14 protein-coding genes are annotated in these 18,385 nt (G+C 70.8%); 10 read left to right on the forward strand and 4 right to left on the reverse strand.

Annotated elements, in window-relative coordinates; translation table 11 throughout:
* Positions 1–185: 185 nt before the first annotated feature.
* Positions 186–962 carry an NPP1 family protein gene (locus ACTWJ9_RS32150; RefSeq protein ID WP_279337646.1) on the forward strand — a complete coding sequence of 259 codons (777 nt, stop codon included), beginning with the start codon at positions 186–188 and terminating at the stop codon, positions 960–962.
* Positions 963–1,076: 114 nt separating this feature from the next.
* Positions 1,077–2,012 (forward strand): hydroxymethylbilane synthase, encoded by a 936-nt coding sequence (hemC, locus tag ACTWJ9_RS32155; RefSeq protein WP_279337645.1) that lies wholly within the window; start codon positions 1,077–1,079, stop codon positions 2,010–2,012.
* 7 nt (positions 2,013–2,019) lie between these two features.
* On the opposite strand, the gene ACTWJ9_RS32160 is transcribed toward hemC, so the two are convergent.
* The gene (locus ACTWJ9_RS32160; RefSeq protein WP_387040426.1) at positions 2,020–2,541 is read right to left on the reverse strand and encodes a hypothetical protein; all 522 of its coding nucleotides are present in this window, start codon (positions 2,539–2,541) and stop codon (positions 2,020–2,022) included.
* 548 nt (positions 2,542–3,089) lie between these two features.
* Between ACTWJ9_RS32160 and ACTWJ9_RS32165 the strand changes: the two genes are divergently transcribed.
* Entirely contained in the window at positions 3,090–3,884 is a 795-nt protein-coding gene (locus ACTWJ9_RS32165) for an RNA polymerase sigma factor SigF (RefSeq protein WP_279337643.1), read from the forward strand.
* Here the strand turns inward: ACTWJ9_RS32165 and ACTWJ9_RS32170 are convergent.
* Positions 3,832–4,176 (reverse strand): ANTAR domain-containing protein, encoded by a 345-nt coding sequence (locus tag ACTWJ9_RS32170; RefSeq protein WP_279337641.1) that lies wholly within the window; start codon positions 4,174–4,176, stop codon positions 3,832–3,834. The genes ACTWJ9_RS32165 and ACTWJ9_RS32170 overlap by 53 nt on opposite strands.
* 244 nt (positions 4,177–4,420) lie before the next feature.
* Here ACTWJ9_RS32170 and ACTWJ9_RS32175 point away from each other — a divergent pair, with 244 nt between their 5' ends.
* Complete coding sequence (locus ACTWJ9_RS32175; RefSeq protein WP_279337640.1) at positions 4,421–5,224, forward strand: VOC family protein; 804 nt, start codon at positions 4,421–4,423, stop codon at positions 5,222–5,224.
* Between the two features lie 43 nt (positions 5,225–5,267).
* Here the strand turns inward: ACTWJ9_RS32175 and glgX are convergent, their stop codons facing one another.
* The gene (gene glgX / locus ACTWJ9_RS32180) at positions 5,268–7,412 is read right to left on the reverse strand and encodes a glycogen debranching protein GlgX (protein WP_279337639.1); all 2,145 of its coding nucleotides are present in this window, start codon (positions 7,410–7,412) and stop codon (positions 5,268–5,270) included.
* Positions 7,409–7,921: a pep a2 gene (locus ACTWJ9_RS32185; protein ID WP_279337637.1), complete on the reverse strand. Its 513-nt coding sequence runs from the start codon at positions 7,919–7,921 to the stop codon at positions 7,409–7,411. The genes glgX and ACTWJ9_RS32185 overlap by 4 nt, the downstream gene beginning before the upstream one ends.
* A gap of 396 nt (positions 7,922–8,317) precedes the next feature.
* Here ACTWJ9_RS32185 and ACTWJ9_RS32190 point away from each other — a divergent pair, with 396 nt between their 5' ends.
* The 6 genes from ACTWJ9_RS32190 (at position 8,318) to ACTWJ9_RS32215 (ending at position 18,381) form a co-directional block, all read left to right on the forward strand.
* On the forward strand, positions 8,318–8,665 hold the full coding sequence (locus tag ACTWJ9_RS32190; RefSeq protein WP_279337635.1) for a DUF5133 domain-containing protein: 348 nt from the start codon (positions 8,318–8,320) through the stop codon (positions 8,663–8,665).
* Between the two features lie 75 nt (positions 8,666–8,740).
* Positions 8,741–10,738, forward strand: coding sequence for an alpha-1,4-glucan--maltose-1-phosphate maltosyltransferase (locus tag ACTWJ9_RS32195; RefSeq protein ID WP_443296089.1), 1,998 nt, complete (start codon positions 8,741–8,743; stop codon positions 10,736–10,738).
* Positions 10,735–12,477 carry a maltose alpha-D-glucosyltransferase gene (gene treS / locus ACTWJ9_RS32200; RefSeq protein ID WP_443296090.1) on the forward strand — a complete coding sequence of 581 codons (1,743 nt, stop codon included), beginning with the start codon at positions 10,735–10,737 and terminating at the stop codon, positions 12,475–12,477. Before ACTWJ9_RS32195 ends, treS begins: the two co-directional genes overlap by 4 nt.
* 28 nt (positions 12,478–12,505) lie before the next feature.
* Entirely contained in the window at positions 12,506–13,867 is a 1,362-nt protein-coding gene (locus ACTWJ9_RS32205) for a maltokinase N-terminal cap-like domain-containing protein (RefSeq protein ID WP_279337633.1), read from the forward strand.
* A 4-nt stretch (positions 13,868–13,871) separates the two neighbouring features.
* Positions 13,872–16,097: a 1,4-alpha-glucan branching enzyme gene (gene glgB, locus ACTWJ9_RS32210; RefSeq protein ID WP_279337632.1), complete on the forward strand. Its 2,226-nt coding sequence runs from the start codon at positions 13,872–13,874 to the stop codon at positions 16,095–16,097.
* A gap of 379 nt (positions 16,098–16,476) precedes the next feature.
* Entirely contained in the window at positions 16,477–18,381 is a 1,905-nt protein-coding gene (locus ACTWJ9_RS32215) for an AMP-dependent synthetase/ligase (RefSeq protein ID WP_279337631.1), read from the forward strand.
* Positions 18,382–18,385: the final 4 nt, after the last annotated feature.

The following is an 18,385-nucleotide window of genomic DNA, read 5'->3' on the forward strand; positions in this document are numbered from 1 at the left end:
CCGAGAAGGCGGCCTCCGACATTCCGGACGGCAGGGAGTGATCCGGTAACGGCTCGTCAAGTGTTGGGCAGCGTTTCACCATCGGTACGCCCGTGGCCCCTTGGCACGGAAGTGCTCAGCCGGGATGCTGAACGCCCTTGCCCCCCAGAGCCGTTGGGCTGCGCCCGGACCATGAGGAGGACGCAGTGTCGTCGAGTTCGTCCCGAACGCACCGCAGGAGATGGCTGACCGGTCTCGCCGGTGCCGCCGCTCTCGTCGTCGCCTTCCCCGCCACCGCCTTCGCCGCTCCGCCGCCGGCCCTGCCGGCGAACGCGGACAGCCTCGACCAGACCTTCCAGCCCGCCTACGACTACGACACCGACGGGTGCTACCCCACACCCGCGATCGGCCCGGACGGAGCGGTCAACCCCGGGCTCAACCCGACCGGCGCCCTCAACGGCAACTGCCGTGACGCCCCGGACCTGGACAGCACCAACGGCTACTCACGCTCGAAGTGCAACAACGGCTGGTGCGCCATCGTCTACGCCCTGTACTTCGAGAAGGACCAGGCACTGCCGGGTGTCAGCCTCGGCGGCCACCGCCACGACTGGGAGCATGTCGTGGTGTGGGTGCAGAACGACACCGCTCAGTACGTCGCGACCTCCCGCCACGGCTCGTTCTCGATCCACGCCCGGTCGGCGGTCCGCTTCGAGGGGACGCACCCGAAGATCGTGTACCACAAGGACGGCATCAGCACGCACTGCTTCCGGCTCGCCGGTCCGGGTGACGAACCGCCGGAGAACCACAAGGGCAGCTGGCAGTTCCCGCCGCTGGTCGGCTGGAACGGCTATCCCGCCGGGCTGCGCGACAAACTCGTCGCCCACAACTTCGGCAGTGCGAACTTCGGCCTCAAGGACGGGAGTTTCGCCTCCCATCTGGCCGCGGCGAAGCCGTCGGGCATACCGTTCGACCCGAACGCCTGATACCGGCTTCCGGCCGACCGCCCGTCACCGGGAGTCCGGACGGATCCCCCGTTCGGACTCCCGACCCGGTCCGTCCGGCAGTGGGATTCGGGCAGAAGGGTCTATCGTGTCGCCATGCCGGTCCCCGAACTGATTCGAATCGTCTCCCGCGACTCGCCCATGGCACTCGCTCAGGTAGGTCGTGTCCAGGAGGAGTTGGCGGTCGCCCTGCCCGGTGTGCGCACCGAGGTCGTCCCCGTGCGGACCACCGGGGACAAGTGGCTGGGCGACCTGTCGCAGGTGGAGGGCAAGGGCGCGTTCACCAAGGAGGTGGACGCCGCGCTGCTGGCCGGGGAGGCGGATGTCGCGGTGCACTGCGTCAAGGACGTGCCCGCCGACCGCCCGCTCCCGGCGGGCACCGTTTTCGCCGCGTTCCTGAAGCGGGACGACATCCGTGACGCGCTCGTGCACCCGGGCGGGCTCACTCTGGACGAACTCCCGGCCGGGGCCAGGGTCGGCACCTCCGCGGTGCGCCGGGTCGCACAGCTGGCGGCCACCCATCCGCACCTCCGGTGCGTGCCGTTCCGCGGCAACGCCAACCGGAGGCTGGCGAAACTCGCCGCCGGTGAGGCGGACGCACTGCTGCTCGCGGTCTCCGGCCTGGAACGCATCGGCCGGGGTGACGTGATCAGCGAGGTCCTCTCCCCCGAGACGATGATGCCGCCCATCGGCGCGGGCATCCTCGCCCTGCAGTGCCGTGAGGGCGACACCGGTCTCATCGACGCGGTCAGCGCCCTCGGCCACCCGGACACCCATCGGGAGGCCACCGCCGAGCGCATGTTCCTGCATGTGCTGCAGGGGCACTGCAACAGCCCGATCGCCGGGTACGCACGAGTCGACCGGAGCGGCGAACTGTCCCTGCGGGCCTGCGTCTTCACACCGGACGGCAAGGTGCGGCTGAACGCCCACGAGTGGGCGGGCCGACTGGATCCGGCAACGCTCGGCACCTCCGTCGCCGTGGCCCTGCTGCGTCAGGGCGCCCGCGAGATCATCGACGGGATCGCCCACTGACGGCGGATCAGGCGGTCCCCTCCTCCGCCTGGCCCCGGAGGAACGCGCTCAGCTGGTGCGCGAGACCCTCCCTGGCCCCGCCCCCCGGGGCCCCGGCCGTCCCGTCGTGCACGGCGATGCCCCCCGACCACAGGCGGCGGCCGGTCCACTCCTCGTCGGCCCGGAGCTGGATCTGGACGTCGACATGGCTCAGCGACGCCTCAGGGGCTGCCGCGTAGAGCACGGCGGTGGCACGGCGCAGCGGATAGACGTCGAATCCCTCGATGAACTGTGAGTTGCGCCAGTCGATGAACGCGCTCTCCCCGTCCGGCCCTGTCCGTACGTCGACCTGACCGTCCTCGAGATGAATCCCGAATTTCCGCTCACCGCGGTTCTCGACGGTCACCCGGACGCTGAAGTACGTCAGCCCTTGGGCGGCGTCGTCCCGTCCCCGGGGCGGTTCACCCGATTCCAGACGGTGGACGCGTACCCGCAGACCGGCATGCTCGTCGTACTCCTGCCAGTCCCCGACCACGTTCGGCTCGTACACGGTTCACCTTTCCACTTCCGTCGCTGTTTCCTATCCGTGGGCTCCCGGCACTGTCAAATGCGCGGAATGCGCTGTGGTCAGTGGTTCATCCCCGTTGATCGTTGATCAAGCGCTGCGCTGGAACGATCCGCCGGACCGGTCGTCCGGCCCGGAGCACGGCGTGCCGCACATCACGTTCGGGGGCGCGATCACATCGATCACATCGGCCGGCCCGGAGGCGGGCCGCGCCACCGGCGTACGACGCGAACCCGCCCGCGTCCCGGCCGCCGACCGGCTCCCCGGGTATTCCGGAACTTCACACAATGAATTTCCGCGATGTCGCAGCGTGCGTTTCCCCTGTATTCCCTCGTTTTTTCGCGCATGGCCGCCCCGGAAATTCGGGAAGCAGTTTCACCGGCCCGGCGCGGGGGAAGGAAAGGGCCAGTGCTTCGGACCGGAGGCACGACCGTGGGAACCGGCTCGCCGCCCCCGGGGTCACCTCCGTGCGGTCCGAGCCCGCGCTCCCACGGTGCCCGTCCACCCGGCACCTGCTCAGGGAGGTGCGCCTCATGCGTATCGCCGGCAGCACCACGAAGCCGCATCCCCACCACGACGCACCCGACACCGCCGAGGACTTCCTCCGCCTCGCCCGGCTGCCCGAGGGCCCCGAGCGTAAGGCGCTGCGGGACGGGCTCGTCCGTTCCTGGCTGCCCATGGCCGAGCGGATCGCCGTCCGCTTCCGGGGGCGCGGTGAGGCTCTGGAGGATCTGTACCAGGTGGCGGCTCTGGGCCTGGTCAAGGCGGTCGACCACTACGATCCGGCGCGCGGCAACGCTTTCGAGGCGTACGCCGTACCGACCGTCACCGGCGAGATCAAGCGTCACTTCCGGGACCACATGTGGACCCTGCACGTCCCCCGCCGGGTCCAGGACCTGCGCAACCGGGTGCGGCACGCCGTGAAGGAACTGGCCCAGACCACTCCCGGCCGGGCCCCGACGACCGCCGAGATCGCCGCGTACGCGCAGCTGACCGAGGACGAGGTGCGCACCGGCACGGAGGCTCTCGAATGTTTCTCCGCGCTGTCGCTGGAGGCGGAGATGCCCGGTACGGACGGCTACGCGCTCGGGGACTCGCTCGGCGGCCCGGACCCCGCCTACGACACCGTCGTCGACCGGGTGGCGGTCCGGCCCTGTCTCGAGGCGCTTCCGGAGCGCGAGCGGCTCATCCTCTATCTGCGGTTCTTCCGGGGCATGACGCAGAGCAGCATCGCCGAGCTGCTCGGCATCTCGCAGATGCATGTGTCCCGGCTGCTCAGCAGCTGTTTCGCCCAGGTACGTGAGGAGCTGCGGACGGAGGCCGGCTGATCCGGTCCAGGACCTTCTCCAGCTCAGCGCCCGTCTCCGGCGGCAGCACGCCGGTGCTTCCCCAGCCGACGATCGTCCCGGCCACGTCGCGGAGTTTGACGTTGGTGTGCTGGGAGACCTCCTTCAGCACCGTCCACCCCTGATCGGGTGACACCCGCCCGATCGCGACGATCACACCGATCGCCTGGTCCACCACCGCGTGCGAGACGACCGCCTCCTTCAGCTGCTGTACCTCTTCCTCCAGCCGGAGGATCCGCTCCGCGTCCGCGTCCCCGTCCGTGGGCATGGTCACCTCCGGGTCCGGTGTGCCGCTCTCGTGGTGTCTTCACCCAGTGCTCGGGTGCCTTCACCCAGGGTCCTGCCCCTCCATCGTCGTCACTCGCCCCGTCCGGTGCCACCCGGACGGGGCGGAGACGTCCCGGTCACCGTTTCGGCGCCCCCACCGGGGTACTCGGCGGGCGCCCGGAGCGGTACAGGCCGGACACTGGAGTCCTGCAGACGGCTGCCAGGCCTACGAGATCAGGACGCGACTGCCCATGAACCACGACACCCCCTCCACCGTCGGTACGACGGACGTCTTCTCCACCCACTCCGTGTACGGGACACCCTGCTGGGTGAGCCTGACCAGTCGCGACATCAGGACGACCGAGGATTTCTACACGGCCGTGCTGGGCTGGCGGTGGCGCCCTGCCCGGCTGGGCGAGCGGTTCAGGATCGCCCTGATGGACGGCGTGCCGGTGGCCGGCCTCGCCGGGGTGGCCGACATGTGGCGGATGGCCGTGGCCTGGACCCCGTACTTCGCCGCGCGCAGCGCGGACGAGGCGGTGTCGCGGGTGCAGGAACGAGGTGGCACCCTGGCGGTCGGTCCCCTCTCCCTGCCTCCGGGGCGCGCGGCGCTGCTGGCCGACCGGGACGGCGCGACCTTCGGCGTCTGGGAGGGCGAGCTGTTCACCCACTGGCTCAGCTGGCGCCGGTCGCAACCCGCCTTCGTCAGGCTGCACACCCGTGACGCCTTCGACGCCGCGATCTTCTACGGCGAGGTCTTCGACTGGGGTGCGGCGGGGGCCGGACACACCGAGGTCGTCTACGAGGGCGACGAGGTGGTGCTGCGCAGTGACGGGCATGTGGTCGCCTGCATCGAGTCGGGGGCGCTGGGGTCGGCCCCCGATCCCGCGATCCGGCCGCGCTGGCAGGTCCACTTCACCGTGGCGGACGTGGCCGCGTGCGTCCGTGCCGCCGAGCAGCACGGCGGCAGTGTGCTGGCCCTGCGGGACGACGAGGCCGTGCTGCGCGACAACGAGGGCGCCCAGTTCACGGTGACCTCGCGCCACGGCCGCTGATCCGGGCCCGCCGGGCGGTGCGCCCGGCAGGCCCGTCCGTGCCTCATTCCGCGGTGAGTGAGGGCCTGGACAGCAGCACCAGGCTGCGTGGTCCGACGGTCAGCCGGGTGCCCGCCTTGTGCTCCGACTCGTCGGGGACGCCGTCCGGGTCGGTGGTGTCGATCAGCGCCGTCCAGCGTTCGCCGTAGGCGGCCGCCGGGAGGCGGAAGTCCACCGGTTCCCAGTGGCTGTTGAGCAGCAGCAGGAAGGAGTCGTCGACCAGGCGCCGGCCGCGCGGATCGGGTTCGGCGATGGCGTCGCCGTTGAGGAAGACGCCGACGCTGTGGGCGTCGGAGCGCTGCCAGTCGTCGTCGGTCATCTCCTCGGCGTTCGGCAGCAGCCACGCCAGGTCGGGCAGGTGCCGGCCCGCGCGGCGCGTGCTCTCGCCGCGGAAGAAGTGGCGCCGCCGCAGCACGGGGTGGGCGGTCCGCAGGGCGATGACCCGCCGGGTGAAGTCCAGCAGGGCCCGCTGCTCGCCGGTCGGCCGCCAGTCTATCCAGGAGATCTCGTTGTCCTGGCAGTAGGCGTTGTTGTTGCCGCGCTGGCTGCGCCCCACTTCGTCGCCGTGCGAGAGCATCGGGATGCCCTGCGAAAGAAACAGGGTGGCGAGGAAGTTGCGCTGGCGCCGGGCCCGGAGTTCGAGTACGGACGGATCGTCGGTGTCGCCCTCGGCGCCGCTGTTCCAGGACCGGTTGTGGCTCTCGCCGTCCTGGTTGCCCTCTCCGTTGGCCGTGTTGTGCTTGTCGTTGTACGAGACGAGGTCGCGCAGGGTGAAACCGTCGTGCGCGGTGACGAAGTTGACGCTGGCGCGGGGCCGCCGCCTGTTGTGCGCGTACAGGTCGGAGGAGCCGGTGAGCCGGGAGGCGAACTCGCCGAGCGTGTGCGGCTCGGCGCGCCAGAAGTCCCGCACGGCGTCCCGGTACTTGCCGTTCCACTCCGACCACAGTTGCGGGAAGTTGCCCACCTGGTAGCCGCCCTCACCGAGGTCCCAGGGTTCGGCGATCAGCTTGACGCGGCTGATCACGGGGTCCTGCTGGATGAGGTCGAAGAACGCCGACAGCCGGTCCACCTCGTGGAACTGCCGGGCCAGCGTGGCCGCGAGGTCGAAGCGGAAGCCGTCGACGTGCATCTCGGTGACCCAGTACCGCAGCGAGTCCATGATCAGCTGAAGTACGTAGGGGTGGCGCATCAGCAGGCTGTTGCCGGTGCCGGTGGTGTCGTAGTAATGCGACCAGTCACCGTCCACCAGGCGGTAGTACGAGGAGTTGTCGATGCCGCGGAAGGAGAGGGTGGGGCCCTTCTCGTTGCCCTCGGCGGTGTGGTTGTAGACGACGTCCAGGATCACCTCGAGCCCTGCCGCGTGCAGGGTCCGCACCATCGTCTTGAACTCGGTGACCTGTTGGCCGCGGGTGCCGTGAGCGGCGTAGGCGTTGTGCGGGGCGAAGAAGCCGATGGTGTTGTAGCCCCAGTAGTTGGCCAGGCCGCGGCTCTGCAGCACGCCGTCCTGAACGAACTGGTGGACCGGCATGAGCTCCACCGCGGTGACCCCCAGCGAGGTCAGGTGGTCCACCACCGCAGGGTGCGCCAGTCCGGCGTAGGTGCCGCGCAGTTCGGCGGGGACGTCGGGGTGGGCGCGGGTCATGCCCTTGACGTGGGCCTCGTAGATCACCGTGTCGGCGTACGACCGGCCGGGCCGGCTGTCGTCACCCCAGTCGAACGCCGAATCGGTCACCACGCCCAGCATGGTGTGTCCGGCGCTGTCGGCCCGGTCGGGGCCGTCGGGCCGGCGCTCGTAGAGCGAGGGGTGGTTGTCGATCTGCCCGTCGACGGCCGTGGCGTACGGGTCGAGCAGCAGCTTCGCCGGGTTGCAGCGGTGCCCGGCCGCCGGTGCCCACGGCCCGTGCACCCGGTAGCCGTAGCGCTGGCCGGGGCCGACACCGGGCAGGTAGCCGTGCCACACCGACCCGTCGACCTCGGTCAGTGGGACACCCGTGTGCCGGCCGGCGTCGTCCACCAGGACGAGTTCGACGCGTTCGGCGACCTCGCTGAACAACGCGAAGTTGGTGCCCTCACTGTCGGGGACCGCACCCAGCGGGTAGGGGCGCCCGCTCCACGCGGGCGCCCCTTTCCGGTTGTTCCGTCGGGTCACCGGGCCGCCTCCAGAAGGCCGGCCGGGGTGCGCACCAGCCTGGTCAGCTGGGCGACGCTGATCACGCGGGGCAGGTCCAGGCCCTCGCTGACCCTCGGATCGGGCGCGGCCGGCACCAGCGGGACGCGTTCGCCGGCCCGGGCCCGCCGCGAGAACCAGATGACCCTGCTGCCGGTCTCGGCGGCACAGCAGCCCCACCCGTCACTGCTGGCCGCGATGTGCTCCAGACAGCCGCGCAGCTCCTGGTCGGGTCGCAGTGCGCGGTCGTGGTCCCCGACGGCCGTGATGAGGTGCTGGCCGTTCCACCACATCTCGATCGACGTGTTCTTGTCGGTGGCGTGCTCGTCGATGGCGTGCAGCAGCATCTCGGTGCCGCGGCAGACGGACTCCATCAGGTTCTCCAGGTCCCAGTGCCGGAGGTGAGCGGCCAGAATGCGGCTGACCTGCCCCACCCGCTCCGGGCTCACTTCCACGTCGAGGTGGTAGTAGCAGGGCACTGTCGTCTTCATCGTCGTTGGCTCCTCACCGCGAAGCTCCCGATTCCCCTCGCCCCTGCGGGACGAGCCCCGAACACGAAAAGTGAGCGGTTGGCGCTTCTGAGTCACCATCAGCGTGACCCGGTTGGTCCATCCGTGCAACACGAGCGCACGGCCGAGGCGCCCGGGGTGACGGCCGCGCATGATGCGCCCCGCTCCGGATCTCGCCGTCGAGCCGCGTCCGGTCCACACCCGGCCCGCACACCGGCTCTTCATGGTTGAAAAACCAACAAGACGCCGGGTTACCGGGCGTGCACCATGTGTGAACACCCTCGATCGCCGTCACGGGTCCGTGCCGCCGTACGCACGACCGTCACCCTGCCGTCGGGAGTACGTACCCCATCGAGCCACGGAAAGGTGAACGGCGCCATGCTGCTACCCGCCAGAGCCGAAGTCGCCCGGCAGTTGCGTCGCTACCGGGCCTGGGAACGCGTGATGCTCGCCGCCCCGACGGATCGCACGGTCCGCACCACGTTCGAGGACTCGGGATACACCCTCTGCGTGCTGATGGGAAAGCGCTGCGCACGGGAGGCGGCCGACGCCGCCGAACGGTACCTGCGTACCAGTCTCGTCACCTACCTGCAGGAACAGAGCGAACGGACCCGTCCGTCCGCGACCGCGTGGCCCGGCCCGGTGGCGGACGACAGGCCGCGTCCGGCCGCCCCGGCGAGACGGGCCCCGCCGTCGATCGAGCGGCGCTCCCCGGCGGGAAGGTAACGGACCTTCCCGCCTCAGTTTGGTTTCCACGACCGGGCGCCGGCCCGGCGTCGAGCACGGCGGAGGTGCAGACCCATGAAGACGACGCGGACCATCGGACGTATCCCCGTACGGGACGTCCGACCGGCCGTCGAATGCGGCAGACGGCCGGCGAAGGCCGTCGTCGGTGAGACGTTCGAGGTGACGGCCACCGTGTTCCGTGAGGGGCACGAGGCGGTGGCCGCCCATGTCGTCCTGAAGGATCCCGAGGGCCGTCGGCGGCCGTTCGTCCCGATGCGGGAGCTGGCGCCGGGCACGGACCGGTGGGGCGCGGAGATCACCCCGGACACCATGGGCCGGTGGACCTACCGCGTCGAGGCCTGGAGCGACCCCGTCACGACCTGGCGCCGCCACGCACGGATCAAGGTGCACGCCGGCATCGACACCGGTCTGGTGCTGGAGGAGGGAGGCAACCTGTACCGGCGGGCCGCAGCCGGGGTACCCGAGGGCGACGGCCGCTCCGCCGTGCTCGCCGCGGCGAAGCGGCTGCACGACGACTCCCTGCCCTGCGCCTCCCGGTTGGCGGCGGCACTGACGCCGGAGGTGGACGCGGTCCTGGCCCGCCACCCCCTGCGCGAACTGCTCACCACCGGCGACCCGATGCCCCTGCTCGTGGAACGCGAACGCGCCCTGTACGGCTCCTGGTACGAGTTCTTCCCCCGCTCCGAGGGCACCCCCCAACAGCCGCACGGCACCTTCACCACCGCCGCCCGCCGGCTGCCCGCCATCGCCGCCATGGGCTTCGACGTCGTCTACCTCCCCCCCATCCACCCCATCGGCACCACCCACCGCAAGGGCCGCGACAACACCCTCACCGCCACCCCCGACGACGTCGGCGTGCCCTGGGCCATCGGCTCCCCCGAGGGCGGCCACGACACCGTCCACCCCCAACTGGGCACCCTGGCCGACTTCACCCGCTTCGTCGCCCGGGCCGGCGAACTCGGCCTGGAGGTCGCCCTCGACCTCGCCCTGCAGTGCTCCCCCGACCACCCCTGGGTGCACAAACACCCCCAGTGGTTCCACCACCGCCCCGACGGCACCATCGCCCATGCGGAGAACCCGCCCAAGAAGTACCAGGACATCTACCCGCTCGCCTTCGACACCGACCCGGACGGCCTGACCGCCGAAACCGTGCGGCTGCTGCGGCACTGGATGACCGCCGGCGTGCGGATCTTCCGGGTGGACAACCCGCACACCAAACCGGTGGCCTTCTGGGAACGGGTGATCGCCGACATCAACCGCACCGACCCCGACGTCATCTTCCTGGCGGAGGCCTTCACCCGCCCGGCGATGATGCACACCCTGGCGGCCGTCGGCTTCCAGCAGTCCTACACCTACTTCACCTGGCGCACCACCAAACGGGAACTGACCGACTACCTCACCGAACTGTCGGGGGAGGCGGCCTGCTCCATGCGGCCCAACCTGTTCACCAACACCCCCGACATCCTGCACGCCTACCTGCAGCACGGCGGCCGGCCCGCCTTCGAGGTCCGCGCCGTGCTGGCCGCCACCCTCTCGCCGTCCTGGGGCATCTACAGCGGCTACGAACTGTGTGAGAACACCCCGCTGCGGGAGGGCTCGGAGGAGTACCTGCACTCGGAGAAGTACCAGCTCACCGCCCGCGACTGGGAGGGCGCCGAACGCCGGGGCGAGACCATCACCCCCCTGATCACCCGGCTCAACACCATCCGACGGGCGCACCCCGCCCTGCGCGCACTCAGAAACCTCCGTTTCCACGACACCGACAACGACGCCGTCATCGCGTACAGCAAGCGCAGCGGGTCCGATGTCGTGCTGGTGGTCGCCAACCTCGACCCGCACCACACCCAGGAGGCCACCGTCTCGTTGGACATGCCGCAACTCGGCCTGGAACGGCACGAGTCGGTGCCGGTGCACGACGAGCTCACCGGCGAGACCTATCACTGGGGCAGCACCAACTACGTACGTCTGGAACCGGGGCGGGCTCCCGCGCATGTCCTGCACGTCCAGCGACCGACCGCCGCACAGCGAGCCGGAGGGGCGGGAACGCCATGATCGTCAACGAGCCCGTACCGGACACCTTCGAGGACACACCGGCGAAAGACCGCGACCCGGACTGGTTCAAACGGGCCGTCTTCTACGAGGTCCTGGTCCGTTCCTTCCAGGACAGCAACGGCGACGGCATCGGCGACCTGAAGGGGCTGACCGCCAAACTCGACTATCTGCAGTGGCTCGGCGTCGACTGCCTGTGGCTGCCCCCCTTCTTCAAGTCACCCCTGCGCGACGGCGGTTACGACGTCTCCGACTACACCGCCGTACTGCCCGACTTCGGTGACCTCGCCGACTTCGTCGAGTTCGCCGACGCCGCGCACCAGCGCGGCATGCGCGTGATCATCGACTTCGTCATGAACCACACCAGCGACCAGCACCCCTGGTTCCAGGAGTCCCGCAAGGACCCGGACGGCCCCTACGGCGACTACTACATGTGGGCCGACGACAACAAGGGCTATCCGGACGCGCGGATCATCTTCGTCGACACCGAGGCCTCCAACTGGACCTACGACCCGGTGCGCGGACAGTACTACTGGCACCGGTTCTTCTCCCACCAGCCGGACCTCAACTACGAGAACCCGCGCGTCCAGGAGGAGATCCTGGCGGCCCTGCGCTTCTGGCTGGACCTGGGCATCGACGGTTTCCGGCTGGACGCGGTGCCCTATCTCTACCAGGAGGAAGGCACCAACTGCGAGAACCTGCCCGCGACGCACGCGTTCCTCAAGCGGGTGCGCAAGGAGATCGACAGCCAGTACCCGGACACCGTGCTGCTGGCCGAGGCGAACCAGTGGCCCGAGGACGTGGTCGACTACTTCGGCGACTACACCGCCGACGGCGACGAATGCCACATGGCCTTCCACTTCCCCGTCATGCCCCGCATCTTCATGGCCGTACGCCGCGAATCGCGCCACCCGGTCTCCGAGATCCTCGCCAAGACCCCCGCCATCCCCGCCGGCTGCCAGTGGGGCATCTTCCTGCGCAACCACGACGAACTGACCCTGGAGATGGTCACCGACGAGGAACGCGACTACATGTGGGCCGAGTACGCCAAGGACCCCCGCATGCGCGCCAACATCGGCATCCGCCGCCGGCTCGCCCCGCTGCTGGACAACGACCGCAACCAGATCGAACTCTTCACCGCCCTGCTGCTGTCCCTGCCCGGCTCGCCGATCCTCTACTACGGCGACGAGATCGGCATGGGCGACAACATCTGGCTCGGCGACCGCGACGCGGTGCGCACCCCGATGCAGTGGACCCCCGACCGCAACGCCGGCTTCTCCTCCTGCGACCCGGGCCGGCTGTTCCTGCCCACCATCATGGACCCGGTCCACGGCTACCAGGTCAGCAACGTCGAGGCGTCCATGGCCTCCCCGTCCTCGCTGCTGCACTGGACCCGCCGCATGATCGAGATCCGCAAGCAGAACCCCGCCTTCGGCCTGGGCACCTACACCGAGCTGCCCTCCTCCAACCCCGCGGTCCTCGCCTTCCTGCGGGAGGCCCCCCCGAACGGGGAAAACGGAGACGACCTGGTGCTCTGCGTCAACAACTTCTCCCGCTTCGCCCAGCCCACCGAACTCGACCTGAGCGCCTTCGCGGGCCGCCATCCGGTCGAGCTGTTCGGCGGGGTGCGCTTCCCGGCCGTCGGTGAACTGCCGTACCTGCTGACCCTGGGGGGCCACGGCTTCTACTGGTTCCGGCTCACCCGAACCGCACCTCGACCCCGCATCGGCCGACGACTGTGAGCGTGCGCCGACGAGAGGAGGCGTCACCATGACGAAGGCCGCGTTCCTGCGCCCGCGCAGCGCACCCGCCGGGTCCATGGAGTCGTTCACCGGGCTGCTGCGCGAGTGGCTGCCGGGGCAGCGCTGGTTCGCCGGCAAGGACCGTCCCGTCACCGACCTCCATGTGCTGTCGATGACGGAGCTGTTCCCGGGCTGTCTGCACCTGCTGGTCCACGCGGGCCACGGCGGCGTGCCCTCCCCCGGCAACACTCCCTGGGCCGGTGACTGCTACCAGCTCCTCCTCGGTGTGCGGGAGCACCCGACGCCGCGCCTCGGCCGGGCCCTCATCGGCAGGGTGCAGGACGGGCCGCTGGCCGGGCGGACGGTCTACGACGCCCTCCACGACCCCCGTTCGGCCCAGCTGCTCCTGGAGCGGCTGCGGTACCCCGGCACGACCGGGCCCCTGCACTTCGAGTGCGACGCGGCCCAGCCGGGGCCCGGCGCCGGGCTGGTACCACGTCTGCTGGACGCCGAGCAGTCCAACTCCTCGCTGGTGTACGGCGAGGAGTTCATCCTGAAGGTCTTCCGGCGGATCCAGCCCGGAGTCAACCCGGATCTGGAGGTACCGGGCGCGCTGTCCCGGCAGGGCTGCCACCGGGTTCCCGCCCCGGTGGCCTGGTTGCGGACCACGCATCCGTTCAAGGCGACGCTCGGTGTCCTCCAGCCGTTCCTGCGGGACGCCTCCGACGGCTGGACGCTGGCCCTGGACGCACTGGCCGCCGGGGACGACTTCACCGCCCAGTCGTACGCCCTCGGCCGGGCCACGGCGGACGTGCACCTGGCGCTGGCCTCGGCCTTCCCCGTCGGTGGCCCCGGGGAGAACGGGCCGACGGCGACGGCGATGACCGAGCGGCTGACGGCCGCCGCGCACTCCGTCCCCGTCCTCCAGCCGTTCGTGCCCGGCCTGAAGGCCGCGTTCGCCGCACTCGCGCTCTGCGACCCCGGGCCGGCCGCCCAGCGCATCCACGGTGACCTGCACCTCGGGCAGGTGCTGCGGGCCGGACGCGACTGGTTCGTCATCGACTTCGAGGGCGAGCCGTCCCGGCCGCTCTCCGAACGGCGCAGCGCCCACTCCCCCCTGCGGGACATCGCCGGGATGCTGCGCTCGTTCGACTACGCCGCCCGCCAGCGGCGCCCCTGGCGCCCGGAGTGGGCGCGCCGCTGCCGCGAGGCCTACTGCGCGGGCTACGCGGCGCGCTCCGGCTGGGACCCGCGAAAGAAGCACGGCCTGCTCCGCGCCTACGAGACGGACCGTGCCGTGTACGAGGTGCTGTACGAGGCCCGGCACCGACCCGACTGGCTGCCCGTACCCATGGCGGCGATCGAGCGCCTCGCCGTGAGAGGAGACTGAAGCCGTGGCCCTGCATGACACCCCGCTTCCCGAGTCGGCCGGGCCCGCCCCGTCCGCTCCGGCGGCCCCCGGGACCGCTCCCGCCCTCGATCCCACCGACCGGGGGCGCCTGCTGGCGGGCGCCCACCACGATCCGCACGCGCTGCTCGGCGCGCACCCGGTGCCGGGCGGCATCGCCTTCCGGGCGCTGCGCCCCTTCGCACGGGCGGTGAGTGTGGTCACCGGCGGCGAGCGTGTCCCGCTCACCTCGGAGGGCGACGGCCTGTTCTCCGTGGTCCTGCCGCTGGACACGATCCCCGCGTACACCCTGGCGGTGGCGTACGGGGACGAGGACGCCGTGGAGGTGCACGACCCGTACCGGATGCCGCCCGCACTGGGCGAGTTCGACCTGCATCTGATCGGCGAGGGCCGCCACGAGGAGCTGTGGACCGCGCTCGGCGCGCACCCCATGACCCACCAGGGCGTGAGCGGCACCCGCTTCACCGTGTGGGCGCCGAACGCTCAAGGGGTGCGGGTCGCCGGGGACTTCACCTGCTGGGACGGCACCGCGTTCCCGATGCGCTCGCTCGGTGCCTCCGGGGTGTGGGAGCTGTTCCTGCCGGGGATCGGTGAGGGCACCCGCTACAAGTTCGAGGTGCACTCCCGGTACGGTCACCTGGCCCTCAAGGCGGACCCGATGGCGCGCCTCGCGGAGGAACCGCCGAACACGGCGTCGATCGTGACGTCCTCGCGGTACGAGTGGGACGACGCCGAGTGGCTGGAGCGGCGGGCCGGTGTGCCCGTGCACGAGGCACCGTTCTCGGTGTACGAGGTGCATCTGCCGTCCTGGCGACCCGGCCTGACGTACCGTCAACTCGCTGACGAGCTGCCCGCGTACGTGAAGGACCTCGGGTTCACCCATGTCGAGCTGATGCCGGTCGCCGAGCATCCCTACGGTCCGTCCTGGGGCTACCAGGTCACCGGGTTCTACGCGCCGACCGCGCGACTCGGCTCACCCGACGACTTCAAGTACCTGGTCGACGCCCTGCACCGGGCCGGGATCGGCGTGATCATGGACTGGGTGCCGGCCCACTTCCCGAAGGACGACTGGGCGCTGGCCCGGTTCGACGGGGACCCGCTGTACGAGCCGGGGGACGCCCGGCGGGCGGAGCACCCGGACTGGGGGACGTACACGTTCGACTTCGCCCGGACCGAGGTGCGCAACTTCCTGGTCGCCAACGCCGTGTACTGGTGCCAGGAGTTCCACATCGACGGACTGCGCGTGGACGCGGTCGCCTCCATGCTCTACCTGGACTACTCACGGGACTCCGGCCAGTGGGAGGCCAATGTGCACGGCGGCCGGGAGGACCTGGCCGCCGTGGCGTTCCTGCAGGAGATGAACGCGACCGTGTACCGGCGCTGCCCCGGCGTGGTGACGATCGCGGAGGAGTCGACCGCGTGGGGCGGGGTGACCCGGTCCACCGACACCGGCGGGCTGGGGTTCGGCCTGAAGTGGAACATGGGCTGGATGCACGACTCGCTCGAGTACGTCTCCCACGAACCGGTCCACCGCAAGTACCACCACCACGAGATGACGTTCTCGATGGTGTACGCCTACAGCGAGAACTACGTCCTGCCGATCTCGCACGACGAGGTGGTGCACGGCAAGCAGGCCCTGGTGTCGAAGATGCCCGGCGACTGGTGGCAGCGCCGGGCGACCACCCGGGCCTATCTCGGCTTCATGTGGGCCCACCCGGGCAAGCAACTGCTCTTCATGGGGCAGGAGTTCGCGCAGGGCGCCGAATGGTCCGAGCAGCACGGCCCCGAGTGGTGGCTGCTGGACGACGCGTACCACTCGGCGGGCGACCACCGCGGGGTACAGGACCTGGTGCGCGACCTCAACACCCGTTACCGCGCGACGGAGGCGCTGTGGCAGCGGGACACCGACCCGGCGGGCTTTCGCTGGGTCTCGGTGGACGCGGCCGAGGACAACGTGTTCGCGTTCCTGCGGTTCGACGCCGAGGGGCGGCCGCTGCTCTCGGTGTCGAACTTCTCCCCGGTCGTCCGGCACGGGTACCGGCTCGGCGTGCCCGACGAGGTGAGTGCCTGGCGGGAGGTACTCAACACGGACGCGGCCCGGTACGGCGGCGGTGACGTCACCCATCCGGACCCGGTCAAGCCCGAGGACGGCTGCGTCCGGATCACGCTCCCGCCCCTCGCGACGGTGTGGCTGGTGCCCGACGTCCCGTGAACCCCGGCGGCACCCCGCCCCGTACCCGCGCCGGACGGCAACCGGCGTGGGTACAGGGCGTCCTGACGGCCCGTAAGGGAGGGCCCGGCGATGCCCCGACCGGCCGTGTGCGGTATACACGGGCGTGATGATCACCATCATCGGCTCCGTCCGGGGTCATGTGTGCGCCCTGTCCGGAGCCATGCGTACGTCCCGGTCCGGGGTCACCGAACCGTGCGGCTCACGTCCGGTCCGGGGGCACGGGAAGCTCCGCGATCATCGGTGTGGCCACACTTCCCGCGATCCCGGCCCCGGAACGCCCCGGCTCGGCTACATTCAGGCACCGCCGATGACTCTGCTCGTCGGCCGAGTCACAGCCCGTACATGTCAGGAGCAGTGCATGCGCGACCCCGCTCTCGCTCCCTGGGCCGCCTCGCCCCTGACGGGCGGCCTCGCGGACAGTCTCTTCGAGACGGCCGCCGAGAGCCCCACCCTGCCGATGCTCGCCCGCCGCACCGGCCCGGCCTCCACGACCTGGGAGGAGGTCACCGCGCTGGAGTTCCGCGACCAGGTCGTCGACCTGGCCAAGGGGCTGGTCGCCTCGGGACTGTCCCCGGGCGACCGCGTGGCGATCATGGCGCGTACCCGCTACGAGTGGACGGTCCTGTGCTACGCGCTGTGGACCGTGGGTGCCGAGGTCGTCCCCGTCTATCCGTCCTCCTCACGCGAGCAGGTGGAGTGGATCCTCCGGGAGTCCGGCTGCGTGGCCGTGATGGTCGAGGACGAGCAGGGGGTGATGACCGTCGGGTCCGTGTGCGCCGCGCTGCCGCTGCTGCGGCACGTCTGGCAGCTGGACTCGGGCGCGCTGGAGCAGTTGGTGGCGCGCGGCGAGTACATACCGGCGGCCATGATCGACTCGCTGCGCCGGATCGTACTGCCGGACTCCACGGCCGTGATCGCCTACACCTCCGGCACCTCGGGGCACGCGATGGGGTGCGCCCTGAGCCACCGCAGCCTGGCCGCCTCCTGCGACACCCTGCTGGCGGGCTGGGCCCACACGGCGGCCCCGCCGGGAGAGCAGCCCGTGCTCCTCGCCTACCTGCCGTTCTCCCATGTGTACGGGCTGATGGTCCAGGGCCTGTGCGTGCGCGGCGGCCTGTTGATGGGGCACGAACCCGACATCAGCACGGAGTCCCTCTCCTCGGCCCTGCAGACCCTGCGGCCCACCTATCTGCACGCGGTCCCCTCCCTGCTGGAGAAGATCTACAAGAACTTCCTGCGCGCCTCCCAGCAGGCCGGACGCGGAACGCTGTTCGAGCGGGCCGCCGGCACGGCCCGCGACTTCGCCGCCGCCGTGGAGCGGCAGCGGCTGGGCCGGGGCCCGGGGCCCGGCTTCGACCTGCGGATGCAGCACTCCCTGTACGAGCGCACGGTCTACCGCAAGCTGCGGGCCTCGCTGGGCGGCCGGGTCCGCAGGGCCACCTCGGGCGGCTCTACCCTCAGCCGCGACCTGTCCCTCTTCTACGAGGGCATCGGCATCTACGTCCACGACGGCTACGGGCTCACCGAGACCGGTGGCGGTGTGACGATGCAGCCGCTCGGCAGGGAGAAGTCCGGCACCGTCGGGCGGGCGCTGCCGGGCAGCGAGATCAGGGTGGCCGACGACGGGGAGATCCTGGTGCGCGGGCCGTCGGTGTTCCAGGGTTACCTGGGCGACGAGGCCGCCACCCTGACCGCGCTGGCCGGCGGCTGGCTGGCGACGGGGGACCTCGGCCGGGTGGACCCGGAGGGCTATCTGACGATCACCGGCCGCAAGAAGGACATCATCATCACCAGCAGCGGCAAGAGTGTCGCGCCGGCCGCCCTGGAGCAGCGGCTGCGGATGCACCCTCTCGTCCACCAGGCCGTCGTCGTGGGCGACGACCGGCCCTGTGTGGGGGCGCTGATCACCCTGGACCCGGAGTTCCTGACGCACTGGCGGGCGGCTCTCTCCCCGCCGGGCGACGCGCCGACCCGGGAGGCCCGGGAGGAGAACGCGCTGCACGAGGAGATCGCGCGGGCGGTCGCCGCGGCGAACAGCAGTGTGTCGCGTTCGGAGTCGATCCGGGTGTTCCGGGTGCTGTCGGAGCCCTTCGACGTGACCAACGGGCTGCTGACGCCGTCGATGAAACTGCGCCGGGACGAGATCGTGCGACGTCACGCGCTGGAGATCGACGCGATGTACCACGCGCGTTCGCGTCCGAAACGGGCCCCGGCGGCGGAGGAGCCGTCGGTCTGGGACGACTCGGACAACGTCTTCCGCTGACCGC

The organism is Streptomyces sp. GDS52 (assembly GCF_052246875.1).
GTDB lineage: Bacteria > Actinomycetota > Actinomycetes > Streptomycetales > Streptomycetaceae > Streptomyces > Streptomyces cathayae.

Bases quoted from the DNA above. Each gene is read 5' to 3' on its own strand.
- ACTWJ9_RS32195 (WP_443296089.1), top strand. From the start codon at position 8,741: ATGAAGACGACGCGGACCATCGGACGTATCCCCGTACGGGACGTCCGA.
- ACTWJ9_RS32215 (WP_279337631.1), top strand. From the start codon at position 16,477: ATGCGCGACCCCGCTCTCGCTCCCTGGGCCGCCTCGCCCCTGACGGGC.
- hemC (WP_279337645.1), top strand. From the start codon at position 1,077: ATGCCGGTCCCCGAACTGATTCGAATCGTCTCCCGCGACTCGCCCATG.
- ACTWJ9_RS32175 (WP_279337640.1), top strand. From the start codon at position 4,421: ATGAACCACGACACCCCCTCCACCGTCGGTACGACGGACGTCTTCTCC.
- ACTWJ9_RS32165 (WP_279337643.1), top strand. From the start codon at position 3,090: ATGCGTATCGCCGGCAGCACCACGAAGCCGCATCCCCACCACGACGCA.
- treS (WP_443296090.1), top strand. From the start codon at position 10,735: ATGATCGTCAACGAGCCCGTACCGGACACCTTCGAGGACACACCGGCG.
- ACTWJ9_RS32205 (WP_279337633.1), top strand. From the start codon at position 12,506: ATGACGAAGGCCGCGTTCCTGCGCCCGCGCAGCGCACCCGCCGGGTCC.
- ACTWJ9_RS32190 (WP_279337635.1), top strand. From the start codon at position 8,318: ATGCTGCTACCCGCCAGAGCCGAAGTCGCCCGGCAGTTGCGTCGCTAC.
- ACTWJ9_RS32185 (WP_279337637.1), bottom strand. From the start codon at position 7,921: ATGAAGACGACAGTGCCCTGCTACTACCACCTCGACGTGGAAGTGAGC.